This window comes from Neisseria sp. HMSC068C04, assembly GCF_001810105.1.
Lineage (GTDB): Bacteria > Pseudomonadota > Gammaproteobacteria > Burkholderiales > Neisseriaceae > Neisseria > Neisseria flavescens_B.
Map to the genome: position 1 here is coordinate 1 of NZ_KV799914.1, position 674 is coordinate 674.

The following is a 674-nucleotide window of genomic DNA, read 5'->3' on the forward strand; positions in this document are numbered from 1 at the left end:
GACGTTGAGTTGTAGCAACTTCAGCGGTTGTATTACCGTTTGAATCTTGGCCGAAAGTAATGCTAATTTGCACCGGTTTGCCGTTTTCAGGAGTGACAGGGCCAATGGTTACGACCGTACCGGCAGGGACTTTAATATTTTCTTTATATTCAGGTTTACCCGTACCTTCTACAAATGGCGTTGGGTTTCCATCAATAGATGGGGTAGCGATTTCAAGGAATTTTTCTTCTGTCAAAGTTTCAGTATGAAATCCATTTTTTGAACCATACCAAAAGCGCGTACCATTAGAAATTTGACATGAAACACCTGAACCAATAAAAAAACAAAATTGGAAATAAGAACCTTTATATCTATCTTCTATAATTATTTTTGATGTTTTTTGAAAGTCTTTTTCGACAAGCATTTTCATCAATTCTTCGGCGTCTTTTTCACTTTGGCCTCCTTTGTTTTTTGCTTTAATAATTGATGAATCAATACCTACACACGAATTAACAGCACGGTCTTTTAAACATAAAGCGTCTGAATAACCTTTTATAAATTCGCCTTGTTCTTGACTATATTCATAGCCTTCAGATTCCAATGTTGATTTAACAACCTGATAAGCATCATAGGCAAATGAAGCAGCACCAACATAAGGAACAGCTTGAGACCTTTGCAAAATTCCTTTTTCCCCG

1 protein-coding gene is annotated in these 674 nt (G+C 36.6%); it reads right to left on the minus strand.

Features of this window, described 5'->3' with window-relative positions:
* Window positions 1–674: IgG-binding virulence factor TspB family protein (locus HMPREF2700_RS02185; protein WP_283129664.1), on the minus strand; the 674-nt coding region annotated here is incomplete at both ends.